This is a genomic window from Pseudomonas aphyarum, assembly GCF_028657055.1.
GTDB lineage: Bacteria > Pseudomonadota > Gammaproteobacteria > Pseudomonadales > Pseudomonadaceae > Aquipseudomonas > Aquipseudomonas aphyarum.
The window spans coordinates 20,831-32,204 of sequence record NZ_JAMDGS010000015.1 but is presented as its reverse complement, the minus strand read 5'-3'; the positions used below and the strand labels follow the sequence as shown (position 1 = coordinate 32,204).

Annotated in this window: 13 protein-coding genes; 8 read left to right on the top strand and 5 right to left on the bottom strand. The window is 62.1% G+C overall.

Annotated features, from left to right (window positions below; genetic code table 11):
* Positions 1-91 precede the first annotated feature (91 nt).
* Together M5G18_RS23205 and M5G18_RS23200 are read right to left on the bottom strand one after the other, a co-directional pair.
* On the bottom strand, positions 92-622 hold the full coding sequence (locus tag M5G18_RS23205; protein WP_064379129.1) for a ferritin-like domain-containing protein: 531 nt from the start codon (positions 620-622) through the stop codon (positions 92-94).
* Between the two features lie 98 nt (positions 623-720).
* Complete coding sequence (locus M5G18_RS23200) at positions 721-1,623, bottom strand: LysR substrate-binding domain-containing protein (protein WP_273897070.1); 903 nt, start codon at positions 1,621-1,623, stop codon at positions 721-723.
* Between the two features lie 119 nt (positions 1,624-1,742).
* Here M5G18_RS23200 and M5G18_RS23195 point away from each other — a divergent pair, with 119 nt between their 5' ends.
* From M5G18_RS23195 to M5G18_RS23185, 3 genes are all read left to right on the top strand, one after another.
* The gene (locus tag M5G18_RS23195; protein ID WP_273897071.1) at positions 1,743-2,381 is read left to right on the top strand and encodes an FMN-dependent NADH-azoreductase; all 639 of its coding nucleotides are present in this window, start codon (positions 1,743-1,745) and stop codon (positions 2,379-2,381) included.
* Positions 2,382-2,687, top strand: a complete 306-nt coding sequence (locus M5G18_RS23190) for a DMT family transporter (protein ID WP_011332220.1) — start codon at positions 2,382-2,384, stop codon at positions 2,685-2,687.
* A 91-nt stretch (positions 2,688-2,778) separates the two neighbouring features.
* Positions 2,779-3,669, top strand: a complete 891-nt coding sequence (locus M5G18_RS23185) for an esterase/lipase family protein (protein WP_273897072.1) — start codon at positions 2,779-2,781, stop codon at positions 3,667-3,669.
* On the opposite strand, the gene M5G18_RS23180 is transcribed toward M5G18_RS23185, so the two are convergent.
* Complete coding sequence (locus M5G18_RS23180; protein WP_273897073.1) at positions 3,666-4,559, bottom strand: DMT family transporter; 894 nt, start codon at positions 4,557-4,559, stop codon at positions 3,666-3,668. The genes M5G18_RS23185 and M5G18_RS23180 overlap by 4 nt on opposite strands.
* A gap of 98 nt (positions 4,560-4,657) precedes the next feature.
* Between M5G18_RS23180 and M5G18_RS23175 the strand changes: the two genes are divergently transcribed.
* From M5G18_RS23175 to M5G18_RS23165, 3 genes are all read left to right on the top strand, one after another.
* Complete coding sequence (locus M5G18_RS23175; protein WP_273897074.1) at positions 4,658-5,452, top strand: AraC family transcriptional regulator; 795 nt, start codon at positions 4,658-4,660, stop codon at positions 5,450-5,452.
* A 63-nt stretch (positions 5,453-5,515) separates the two neighbouring features.
* Positions 5,516-5,821: a PsiF family protein gene (locus tag M5G18_RS23170; RefSeq protein WP_007950613.1), complete on the top strand. Its 306-nt coding sequence runs from the start codon at positions 5,516-5,518 to the stop codon at positions 5,819-5,821.
* A gap of 321 nt (positions 5,822-6,142) precedes the next feature.
* Complete coding sequence (locus M5G18_RS23165; RefSeq protein WP_273897075.1) at positions 6,143-7,156, top strand: AI-2E family transporter; 1,014 nt, start codon at positions 6,143-6,145, stop codon at positions 7,154-7,156.
* A 114-nt stretch (positions 7,157-7,270) separates the two neighbouring features.
* Here M5G18_RS23165 and M5G18_RS23160 read toward each other — a convergent pair whose 3' ends face one another.
* Positions 7,271-8,545, bottom strand: a complete 1,275-nt coding sequence (locus tag M5G18_RS23160; protein WP_207984882.1) for an Hsp70 family protein — start codon at positions 8,543-8,545, stop codon at positions 7,271-7,273.
* 293 nt (positions 8,546-8,838) lie between these two features.
* Between M5G18_RS23160 and M5G18_RS23155 the strand changes: the two genes are divergently transcribed.
* Both M5G18_RS23155 and M5G18_RS23150 read left to right on the top strand, forming a co-directional pair.
* Entirely contained in the window at positions 8,839-9,789 is a 951-nt protein-coding gene (locus tag M5G18_RS23155) for a DnaJ C-terminal domain-containing protein (RefSeq protein ID WP_007950610.1), read from the top strand.
* Between the two features lie 23 nt (positions 9,790-9,812).
* The gene (locus tag M5G18_RS23150; RefSeq protein WP_007950609.1) at positions 9,813-10,118 is read left to right on the top strand and encodes a chaperone modulator CbpM; all 306 of its coding nucleotides are present in this window, start codon (positions 9,813-9,815) and stop codon (positions 10,116-10,118) included.
* A gap of 4 nt (positions 10,119-10,122) precedes the next feature.
* Here the strand turns inward: M5G18_RS23150 and M5G18_RS23145 are convergent, their stop codons facing one another.
* Positions 10,123-11,250, bottom strand: a complete 1,128-nt coding sequence (locus M5G18_RS23145) for a sensor histidine kinase (protein WP_273897076.1) — start codon at positions 11,248-11,250, stop codon at positions 10,123-10,125.
* Positions 11,251-11,374: the final 124 nt, after the last annotated feature.

Below are 11,374 nucleotides of genomic sequence, written 5' to 3'. Positions count from 1 at the left end.
TTTACAAGAAAGCAATCGCGGGCAAGCCCGCTCCCACAGGTTCAGTGAAATCCTGTGGGAGCGGGCTTGCCCGCGATTGGATCTGGAAGACTCAGAGGTCTTTCAGAATGTCGGCCATGTCATCCGCATGCTCTTCTTCCTGAGCCAGGATGTCTTCGAAGATCCGGCGCGTGGTCGGATCCTTTTCACCGATGTACTGGATGATCTCGCGGTAGCTGTCGATGGCGATCCGCTCGGCCACCAGGTCTTCGTAGACCATTTCCTTCAAGGTGTTGCCGGCCACGTATTGCGCGTGGGACATCTTCGACAGCAGGTCAGGGTTGAATTCGGGCTCGCCGCCCAGTTGCACGATGCGCTCGGCGAGACGGTCGGCGTGTTCGGCTTCCTGAGTGGCGTGCTCGAGGAACTCGTCGGCGGCGACGTTGGCTTTCAGGCCGTTGGCCATGAAGTAGTGGCGCTTGTAGCGCAAGACGCAGACCAGCTCAGTGGCCAGCGATTCGTTGAGCAGGCGCAGCACTTCTTCACGGTTGGCGCTGTAGCTTTCGGTCACCGCGCCGTTTTCCACGTGCTGGCGTGCGCGCTCGCGCAGGGTTTGAACATCAGACAAATGCAGGTCACTCATTTCAGTCTCCTGGAGGCTAATCCGATTGGCGTCACGTTCTGCTGACGTGATCGTTACCAGGTTGTGAGTGATGAACGCTGCAAAAAGTTTTGTCGGATTCAGCGCGGGACATGCCCGGAAAGTAGCGCCTCTTCGCGCAGCCAGGCAAAAAACGCTTTCACCGGTGGATGCCGCTCGCGGCCCGGCACACACAGCGCGCTGTAACCGGCGCCGTCGACCTGCACTTCGCCCTTGTACGGCACCAGCAAACCGCTGGCGACGCTCTCCGACACCAGAATATTGCTCGCCAGCACCAGCCCTTGCCCTGCGATGGCCGCTTGCAGCGCGTAATGCTCTTCGTCGTATTCGCGGACGGCCGGATGCTGATTCAACCAATTCTCGCCTGACTGCGCGCACCAGGCTTCCCAGCCGTGGGCGTACAGTTTCGAGTTGTGCCAGCGCACGCTGATCAACGCCGGGGTGCGGCGGGCGGCCAGCGCCACCTGTTCCGGCGAGCCGTACACGCCGAACGATTCATCGAACAGGCACAACCCGTAGAGGTTCGGGTAATCGTCGAGGCTGTAGCGCAGCACCAGATCGACGCTGGCGTCCTGATGCAGGTCGATCACTTCGCAATGGGTGTCGAGTCGCACATTGATGTTCGGATGCTTCGCGTAAAACCGCCCCAGTCGCGGCACCAGCCACAGCGCGGCAAAAGCAGCGGTGGTCGACAGCGTCAGGCTGCTGCCGCTGCGTTGCGGGCGCAGGGTGTCGACGCTTTGCGCCACTTCCAGCAGCGCGCCGTGCAGGCTGCGGAACAACCGCTCACCACCCTCGGTCAGGCGCACCTGACGCGGCAGGCGTTCGAACAGCGCCACGCCGAGCCAGTCCTCCAGCGAGCGGATCTGATGGGAAATCGCCGTCGGCGTCACCGCCAGTTCTTCGGCGGCCGCCTTGAAGCTCAGCAGGCGTGAGGCGGATTCGAACGCGCGCAGGGCGGTCAGCGGCAATGAAGCGAACATGAAAACTCCACGGATGAAATTAATTCATCCCGACTGATTTTTGCTCATTTGAGGCGACGACTGAATGGCAGCAATCTGGCGCCACACAGTCACTCAAGTCTAGTCCCAAGGAGATTCAGATGAGCAAGATTCTTGCGATCCATGCCAGCCCACGCGGTGAACGCTCCCATTCGCGTCGTCTGGCGGAAAGTTTTCTCAGCGCCTGGCAAGTCGGTCATCCACAGGCTCAGGTTACTCGCCGTGAAGTGGGGCGGGCGTTGATTCCGGCAGTGAATGAAGCGTTTGTCGCGGCGGCGTTTTATCCGGAGCCCGAGGCACGACCGCTGACGATGCAGGCCGATCTGGCGCTCAGCGATCAACTGGTGGGCGAGTTGTTCGATCACGATCTGCTGCTGATTTCCACGCCGATGTACAACTTCAACGTGCCCAGCGGCCTCAAGGCCTGGGTCGACCAGATCGTGCGTCTGGGCCTGACGTTCGACCACACCCTGGACAACGGCATCGCCCAATACACACCGCTGTTGCACGGCAAGAAGGCGCTGATTGTCACCAGTCGCGGCGGTTTCGGGTTCGGCCCGGGCGGTGAGCTGGAGGCGCTTAACCACGCCGATCCATGGTTGCGCACGGCATTGGGTTTTATCGGCATCAACGACGTCACGGTGGTCGCCGCCGAGGGCGAGGAATCCGCCGAGCGCACCTTCGCGGTGTCGGTGGCCGCGGCCGAGCAGCGCTTGCTCGACCTGGCCCGGGAGTTCTAGGTGGCCTGGCTGTTTCTGCTGATCGCGGCCGGGTTCGAGGTCACCTTCGCCATGGGCATGAAGTACGCCGAAGGTTTCACCCGGCTCTGGCCGTCGCTGATTACGGTCGTCGCTGCGGTGGGCGGGGTGTACTTCCTGACTCTGGCGATGCGCGAGTTGCCGGTGAGCATCGCCTATCCGATCTGGACCGCCATCGGATCATTGGGCACGGTGTTTCTCGGTTTCGCGCTGCTGGGCGAGAGCCTGACGCTGGTGAAGTTGTTGTCGGTGGGGCTGATTGTGGCGGGCGTGGTGGGGCTGAAGTAGGCTGGTCGTGGAGTTGTCATCATCGAGGAGGATGCTTGGCGGGCGTTTTGCACGCCCTGCATCCACTCACCGACCACAAGGATGTTTGCCCATGTCGCAAGATTCGGCCACACGTTATCCACTGGTGCTGGTGCCGGGAATGCTCGGTTTCATCCGTCTGGTGCTGTACCCGTACTGGTACGGGATCATCAAAGCGTTGCGCCGGGGTGGTGCGACGGTGATTGCGGTGCAGGTGTCGCCGCTCAATTCCACCGAAGTGCGCGGCGAGCAGTTGCTGACGCGCATCGATGAAATCCTGCGTGAGACCGGCGCGGCCAAGGTCAATCTGTTCGGCCACAGCCAGGGCTCGCTGACGGCGCGTTATGCGGCGGCCAAGCGACCGGATCTGGTGGCTTCAGTCACGTCGGTGGCCGGGCCCAATCATGGTTCGGAACTGGCCGACTATCTGGCGAAACACTATCCGGCGGACAGCGCTCGGGGTCGTATTCTGGAAGCGCTGTTACGTTTTGTCGGCTGGCTGATGGCGCTTATGGAGACCGGTTACCACGGGCCGAAACTGCCGGTGGATATCCACGCTTCGCACCATTCCCTGACCACCGAAGGCGTGGCGCTGTTCAACCAGCGTTATCCACAGGGCTTGCCTGATGCCTGGGGCGGGCACGGGCCGGAAGAGGTCAACGGGGTGCGGTATTACTCGTGGTCCGGGACCTTGCAGCCGGGCAAGACCGATCGCGGCGGCAACCTGTTCGACGGCACCAACCGCAGTTGCCGGTTGTTCGCCAAAACCTTCGTGCGCGAGCCGGGGCAGTGCGACGGCATGGTCGGACGCTACAGCTCGCACCTGGGCACGGTCATCGGCGATGACTACCCGATGGATCACTTCGACATCGTCAACCAGTCGCTGGGACTGGTCGGCAAAGGCGCGGACCCGGTGCGGCTGTTCGTCGAGCATGCCGCGCGGTTGAAAGCCGCCGGAGTCTAGGCGGCGCTCGGGGTGCGGGAGCGACCGAGGACGGTGGTCCAGCGCTCGGAAAGAATCACCCCGCCCAGCGTCAGCAAGCCACCGACCAGGTGATACATCGCCAGTTGCTCCTTCAATACCACCGCTGCAATCAGTGCGGTGATCAACGGCAGCAGGTTGAAGAACAGCGTGGTCCGGCTCGGGCCCAGGCGCTGCACCGCCTGCATCCAGGCCAGCGGCGCGAGCATCGAGGCCAGCAGGCACGCGTACAGCACCAGCGGAATGTTCTGCAGGGTCAGGCCGGTTTTCGGCGACGCGGCGTACAGCGGAAACAGCACCACCACCGCCACCAGCACCTGCAAATACAGCAACACCAGCGGTGGCAGGCGCAGCTGCCATTTTTTCAGCAGGGTGCTGTAGATCGCGTAGGCGAGGGTGGCGATCAGCATCATCGCGTCACCCAGGTTCACCCCGTGTTGCAGCAGTGCGCCGAGGCTGCCGGACGACACCACCACCAGCACACCGGCGAACGACAGCACCGCACCGACCAGCGCACCGGCGGTCAGGCGCTGGCCGAGGCTGATGATCGCCATGGCCAGCGACATCAACGGCATCAGCGAGAGGATGATGCCCATGTTGGTGGCGCTGGTCATGGTCGCGGCGAAGTAGGCCAGGCTCTGATAGACCGCCATGCCGAGCACGCCAAGGATGAAAATCTTGCCCAGGTTCGGGCGAATCTGTGGCCAGTGCGCGATCACCTTCTTGAGCATGAACGGCGTGAACAGCAGGCCGGCAAGCAGCCAGCGGTAGAAGCCGATCTCGGCGGGGAAGATCGCGCCAACGGCCAGCTTGTTGATCACGGTGTTGCCGGCCCAGATGAAAATCGCCAGCAGGGGAAACGCGTATTGCATGGGAGGAGAAACCAGTACGTTGATGAACGGTGATTATCCCCTGTCTGGATGCAGGCCTATACTGCGAACCGGACAACCCGCCCCTGATTCCGGACAGCATGAACAGTAAACACATCGATCTGCTGGATTTCAGCGAATTGCCGTCAGCGGTGTATTTCCGCTATGCAGACTTCAACGCTCATGAATACGCCGCGCCGCACCGCCATCCGTGGGGCACTCTGGAATACGCGGCCCACGGCGTGCTGCACATGGATGTCGACGGCAGCCGCTTCATGTCGCCGCCGCAATACGCGGTGTGGGTGCCGCCGCAGGTCGAGCACAGTTTCTACAGTCATCAGCCGGTCAATTATCGGGCGGTGTGCCTGGCGCCCGATGTCTGTTCTGACTTGCCGGCGCAGGCCTGTACCCTGGCGATCAGCGACATTCTCAAGGCGATCCTCAAGGACTTCGCCGCTCGCGATGTGAAGATCCCCGCGTTCGAAGCCGACCAGCGTCTGGCCCAAGTGCTGGTGGATCAATTGCGCCAGGCGCAGGTTCACCAATGCTATTTGCCCTACGCCAGCAGCCCCGGATTGCTGACCATTCTCGAAACCCTGCAGGCCGAGCCCGGCAACAACGAGCCGCTGGCGCACTGGGCGGCGCAGGTGCATGTCAGCGAGCGCACCCTGGCCCGGCAATTCGTGCGGGAGTTGGGGATGAGTTTCGGCGAGTGGCGTCAGCGGCTGCGTTATCTCGCGGCGATCGAGGCGCTGGAGTCGGCGCGCAGCGTGCAGGAAGTCGCTTTCGATCTCGGCTACAGCAGCGGCTCGGCCTTCATCGCCATGTTCGCCCGGCAGGCTGGATGTACCCCCGAACAATACCGGCGCAGCCACCTTGAAGGCAGGAAGGTGTAACAAGCTTTGACTACACTCAGCCGGAGGCCGCCTCCATCGAGGCGGCGCCAAGGAGAAAACTCCATGAAGATGCTGCGTGTCCCTTTGTTGATGATCGGTCTGCTGCTGTGCTCCCAGGGTTTCGCCGCCACGGCGCAACAGAACAAGATGACCACGTGCAACGCCGACGCCACGGCCAAGAGCCTCAAGGGCGACGAGCGCAAGACTTTCATGAGCACTTGCCTGAAGGCAGCGCCGGCGGCCAACGATGCGAAGGCTTTGACCCCGCAGCAGGAAAAGATGAAAACCTGTAATGCCGATGCCAAGACCAAGGCGCTGACGGGCGATGCGCGCAAGACGTTCATGAGTGATTGTCTGAAGAAGAAATGAGGTGACGCCGCGGGATGGGCTCGACTCGAGAACCGGCCCTCACCCTAACCCTCTCCCAGGGGGAGAGGGGACCGATTCGGGGATGGCTGCTATTTGCGCCGACCTGAACGAGCGGTGCTGAATCCGGAATCGACCAGGTCTTTCAGGTTGCGGGAGTTCTCCAAATCTACTCGGTCAGTTCCCTCTCCCCCCGGGAGAGGGTTAGGGTGAGGGGTGGTTCTCAAGCCAAGCCCCAAACCCGCAAACACCGCATATCCCTAGTGCTCCCCAAGGATCGCTGGCAGACTGCCAATCCTTTTACGCCGTTCGTTTTGAGGCTGTATGCCAACGTTTTCTGAGCGTCATGTAGTGTTCTGGGTCAGTTGCATCATCATTTTCGGCGGTCTGTTGCTGGTGTTGCCATTGCGTCTGCTGCCCAGCCTGCTGGCCGGGCTGCTGGTGTTCGAACTGGTCAACATGCTCACCCCGCAACTGCAACGGCTGATCGAAGGTCGTCGCGCGCGCTGGCTGGCGGTGGCGCTGCTGGGCACGCTGGTGGTGAGTGTGCTGACGCTGATTTTCGCCGGTGCCATCAGTTTCCTGCTGCATGAGGCGGAAAATCCCGGTGCTTCCCTCGACAAATTCATGGGCGTGGTCGACCGCGCGCGCGGGCAGTTGCCGCCGTTTATCGACGCCTACCTGCCGGCCAGCGCTGCCGAATTCCGGGTGGCCATCGGCGACTGGATGAGCAAACACCTGTCCGACCTACAACTGGTGGGCAAAGACGCGGCGCACATGTTCGTGACGCTGCTGATCGGCATGGTGCTGGGCGCGATCATCGCCTTGCAGCGCGTGCCGGACGTCACCAAGCGCAAGCCGTTGGCCGCCGCGCTGTTCGACCGTCTCCACTTGCTGGTTCAGGCCTTTCGCAACATCGTGTTCGCGCAGATCAAGATTTCCCTGCTCAACACCTTCTTCACCGGGATCTTCCTGGCGGTGATACTGCCGATGTTCGGGATCAAGCTGCCGCTGACCAAGACCCTGATCGTGCTGACCTTCCTGCTCGGTCTGCTGCCGGTGATCGGCAATCTGATGTCGAACACGCTGATCACCATCGTCGGCCTGTCGCTGTCGATCTGGGTGGCGATTGCGGCGCTGGGTTACCTGATCTTTATCCACAAGCTCGAATACTTTCTCAACGCGCGCATCGTCGGCGGGCAGATCAGTGCCAAGTCCTGGGAGTTGCTGCTGGCAATGCTGGTGTTCGAGGCCGCGTTCGGCCTGCCGGGAGTGGTGGCGGGGCCGATTTATTACGCGTATCTGAAGAGTGAGTTGAAGCTGGGCGGGATGGTTTGATCCAGACTTCGTAGCGTCTGAACCGGCCCTTTCGCGAGCAAGCCCGCTCCCACAGGATCACACTGAACCTGTGGGAGCGGGCTTGCTCGCGAAGGGCGCACCGCCAATTTTGGATCAGTTCACCGAGCCATAGCGTTTCATGGCTTCAATCGCCAGACCGCTACCAATGCTGCCAAAGATATTCCCTTCCACATGCCGCGCGTTCGGCAGCATCGCCGAGACGCTGTTGCGCAGTGCCGGAATACCGCTCGAACCACCGGTGAAGAACACCGTATCGACCTGACCCACCGCCACGTTGGCGTCCGCCAGCAACTGGGTGACGCTGCCGCGCACGCGCTCGAGTTGCGACTCGATGGCCGACTCGAACAACGCTCGGGTCAGTTCCACGCTCAGGCCCGACTCGATGCGATCCAGCGGCACATGGCGGCTGTCGTTGTGGGTCAGCTGGATCTTGGTTTCTTCCACTTCCATCGCCAGCCAGTGCCCGGCGCGCTGTTCGATCAGCTTGAACAGACGGTCGATGCCGCCGGTGTCTTCGATGTCGTAGCGCATGCTGCCCAGGGCCAGGGTCGATTTCTGCGAGTACACCGAGTTGATGGTGTGCCAGGTCGCCAGGTTCATGTGGTGGCTGGTCGGCATGAACGCGCCGCTCTTCATGCGGCTGCCGTAGCCGAACAGCGGCATCAGGCCTTGCAGGCTCAACTGTTTGTCGAAGTCGGTCCCGCCGATGTGCACGCCGCCGGTGGCGAGGATGTCGTCGTGACGGTTATCCACACCGCGACGCTCGGGCGACAGGCGCACCAGCGAGAAGTCCGACGTACCACCGCCGATGTCGACGATCAGTACCAGTTCTTCCTTTTCGATGGTCGACTCGTAGTCGAAGGCCGCGGCAATCGGCTCGTACTGGAACGAAACATCCTTGAAGCCGAGCTTGCGCGCCACTTCCACCAGGGTGTCTTCGGCTTCCTGGTCGGCCAGTGGATCGTCGTCGACGAAGAACACTGGACGGCCCAGCACCACTTGCTCGAACTCACGACCGGCGGCAGTTTCCGCGCGGCTCTTGAGCTGGCCGATGAACAGCCCGAGCAAGTCCTTGAACGGCATCGCGGTGCCGAGGACGCTGGTGTCGTGCTTGATCAGCTTGGAACCGAGCAGGCTCTTGAGCGAGCGCATCAGCCGGCCTTCGTAGCCTTCCAGGTACTCGTGCAGCGCCAGACGGCCGTAAACCGGGCGGCGTTCCTCGATGTTGAAGAAGACCACCGACGGCAGGGTGATCTTGTCGTCTTCCAGCGCGATCATCGTTTCCACGCCGGGGCGCAGCCAGCCGACGGTGGAGTTGGACGTGCCGAAGTCGATGCCGCAGGCACGGGCTGGAGAGGCGTCTTTCATGGTCTTTCGGTTCCGGTCAAAAAAACGGCCGCGCAGTGTATGTCAGTGCGCGACAGATTCGAAGGCCGGTCATCTGCTATTTCACGACTAAGCTTGCTTGAAACTCGCCGCTTTGCCCCAAACTTGCTGGCATGGGCCGGCAGACATACCGGCGGTCGCAAGAACCGCCGTCCACTGCCGATAAACTTCTGCTGCGCCACCCGGTCACAACCTTGAGATCGGTCAACCCGGCTCGCGCGAATCGGCGCAGGCTGACGGCGGCGCGAAATCGATAACGGATGGTGACTCCTTCGATGGACTTCAAAGACTATTACAAGATACTCGGCGTGGAGCCGACGGCTGACGACAAGGCAATCAAGGCTGCCTATCGCAAGCTGGCGCGCAAATACCACCCCGATGTCAGCAAGGAAAAAGACGCCGAGGCCAAGTTCAAGGACGCCTCGGAAGCCTATGAAGCGCTGAAAAGCGCTGACAAACGCGCCGAATACGACGACTTGCGCCGTTATGGCCAGCACGGTCAGCCGTTCCAGGGCCCACCGGGCTGGCAGAGCCGTGGCGGTTTTGGCGGCGGCGGTGGTGACACCGGTGACTTCTCGGACTTCTTCAGTTCGATTTTCGGCAATCGCGGCCCCGGTTTCGGTGGCGGCGCCGGCCGGCAATCCCGCAGCGCCGGACGGCGAGGGCAAGACGTGGAACTGGAACTGCCGATCTTTCTGGAAGAGACGCTTTCGAACGAATCGAAAAAGATCAGCTTCCAGGTGCCGCAATACAACGGTTCGGGCCAGCACGTCAGCAACACCAGCAAGAGCCTGAACGTGAAGATCCCGGCGGGCGTGACCGACGGCGAGCGTATCCGCCTCAAGGGCCAGGGCGCACCGGGCATCGGTGGCGGCGCCAATGGCGATCTGTACCTGACCATCCGTTTCGCGCCGCACCCGAAATTCGACGTCGAAGGCGAAAACCTGATCATCACCTTGCCGCTCGCTCCCTGGGAGCTGGCGCTGGGCGCCGAAGTGGCCGTGCCGACCCTGACCGGCAAGATCAACCTCAAGGTGCCGGCCGGCAGCCAGAACGGCCAGCGCATGCGTGCCAAGGGTCACGGCTTGCAGAACAAGGCCGGCGAGCGCGGTTATCTGTTCGTCCAGCTGAAGGCCGTGATGCCGAAAGCCAACGGCGATGACGTCAAGGCGCTGTGGCAGGAACTGGCGAAGAAGGCCGCCTTCAACCCGCGAGAGAACTTCTGATACTGACGACGGAGTAGCCCATCATGAGCAGCCCCCTGATCGTTCAACTGGACATGGCAGAATTCTGTGAGGCGGCCGACCTGTCGGACGTCTACGTGATCGAAATCGTCGAACACGGCATCCTCGAACCTCAGGGCGCGCAGCCCCGGGAATGGCGCTTCACCGACTACGAACTGGCCCTGGCCAAACGCGCCGCCAAGCTGCGGCGCGACCTTGATCTGGAATGGGAAGGCGTCGCCCTGGCGCTGGACCTGCTGGAAGAAGTGCAGGAGCTGCGGGCCGAGAACCGCATGCTCCGTCAGCGTCTGGCGCGGCTGGTGGTCGAGTAGCGCTTCAAACCTGTCTGGGCAGCGTCACGCTGAACAGCGTTCCGTCGGCTTCGCTTGAACTGACTTCGATCGCCCCACCGTGGGCGGTCACCACTTCCTTGACGATGAACAGGCCCAGACCGAGGCTGGTCGACGGCTGGCCGAGTTCTTCGTCGGCACTGCGCACCAATGGATCGAAAATCGTGCCGATGGTCTCTTCGGGGATAGGGTTGCCGTAGTTGTGCACGGTCAGCAGCACGTGCCTGGCTTCGCCCTTCAACGTCACGTTCACTTCGCGCGGATCGGCGCCATGCTGCAAGGCATTGCCGATCAGGTTCTGCAGCAGTTGATCGATTCGTCCGGCATCCCAGGCACCACGGGTGTCGCCCTCGGTTTTCAGGGTCGGATCACACTCAGGATTGCCGGCGCAGGCTTCGGCGATGGCTGCTCGCGCGGCGTCGGCCAGATCCATCGGTGCCGGTTCGATCGGCAGGCTCTTGCCCAGGCGGCTGCGCACCAGTTCCAGCAGGTCGCTGACCATCGCCGCCATGTGCCGCGCGCCTTGCTTGATGTTCAGAGCGCAGGTCAGCGCATCGCCTTCAAGCGCTGTTTTGCGCATCAGCAATTCGGTGGACATGCTGACCGCTTGCAGCGGTGCGCGCAGGTCGTGACCGAGGATCGCGAGGAAAATGTCGCGCGAGCGATTGACCTGCTCGGCGTAGGCAGCCGTCGATTCGGCGAGGGCTTCATCGATGGCTTCGTTGAAGCGGATCATGTCCTGAAAGTACGCCATGTCCGGCGATTCCAGACTGTTGACCCAAAGGCGAATCACGCAGGCCCGCAGGTGGCGGAATTCCGAGGTCATCTGTACCAGGTCGAAACCGACGGTGTGTCGCAGCTCGCCATGGCTGGCACCGGCCTTGTCCAGGCTCGGGGTTTTTTCCGGGCCTTCGCCCTTGGCCTTGGCAATTTGCTCGCGGGCGGTCTGTGCGGTGTCCATGTCCCGCGCGGCGGCCAGCAGGATGGCCTTGGCATGGTCGCGCAGTGCGGCCTGATCCATGGTGTCGGCCGCCGGCGTGATCGTGCGGGCGAACTGCTCCCATTCCTCGACGATGTGATCCGCGTGTTGCCTGATGAAGTCGGATAAACGCATGACCGGGTTCCTGAAAAATCAAGGCGGGGCGTGTCGAATAGTAGTCCGTTTGGGCGGGAAAGAAAGCGCCGCTCGGGCCTGAAACTTTCGCTGACGAGACGCCGTGCTGCGAGATATATGTACC

Bases quoted from the DNA above. Each gene is read 5' to 3' on its own strand.
- M5G18_RS23195 (WP_273897071.1), top strand. From the start codon at position 1,743: ATGAGCAAGATTCTTGCGATCCATGCCAGCCCACGCGGTGAACGCTCC.
- M5G18_RS23180 (WP_273897073.1), bottom strand. From the start codon at position 4,559: ATGCAATACGCGTTTCCCCTGCTGGCGATTTTCATCTGGGCCGGCAAC.
- M5G18_RS23160 (WP_207984882.1), bottom strand. From the start codon at position 8,545: ATGAAAGACGCCTCTCCAGCCCGTGCCTGCGGCATCGACTTCGGCACG.
- M5G18_RS23150 (WP_007950609.1), top strand. From the start codon at position 9,813: ATGAGCAGCCCCCTGATCGTTCAACTGGACATGGCAGAATTCTGTGAG.
- M5G18_RS23185 (WP_273897072.1), top strand. From the start codon at position 2,779: ATGTCGCAAGATTCGGCCACACGTTATCCACTGGTGCTGGTGCCGGGA.
- M5G18_RS23145 (WP_273897076.1), bottom strand. From the start codon at position 11,250: ATGCGTTTATCCGACTTCATCAGGCAACACGCGGATCACATCGTCGAG.
- M5G18_RS23155 (WP_007950610.1), top strand. From the start codon at position 8,839: ATGGACTTCAAAGACTATTACAAGATACTCGGCGTGGAGCCGACGGCT.
- M5G18_RS23170 (WP_007950613.1), top strand. From the start codon at position 5,516: ATGAAGATGCTGCGTGTCCCTTTGTTGATGATCGGTCTGCTGCTGTGC.
- M5G18_RS23200 (WP_273897070.1), bottom strand. From the start codon at position 1,623: ATGTTCGCTTCATTGCCGCTGACCGCCCTGCGCGCGTTCGAATCCGCC.
- M5G18_RS23165 (WP_273897075.1), top strand. From the start codon at position 6,143: ATGCCAACGTTTTCTGAGCGTCATGTAGTGTTCTGGGTCAGTTGCATC.
- M5G18_RS23205 (WP_064379129.1), bottom strand. From the start codon at position 622: ATGAGTGACCTGCATTTGTCTGATGTTCAAACCCTGCGCGAGCGCGCA.
- M5G18_RS23175 (WP_273897074.1), top strand. From the start codon at position 4,658: ATGAACAGTAAACACATCGATCTGCTGGATTTCAGCGAATTGCCGTCA.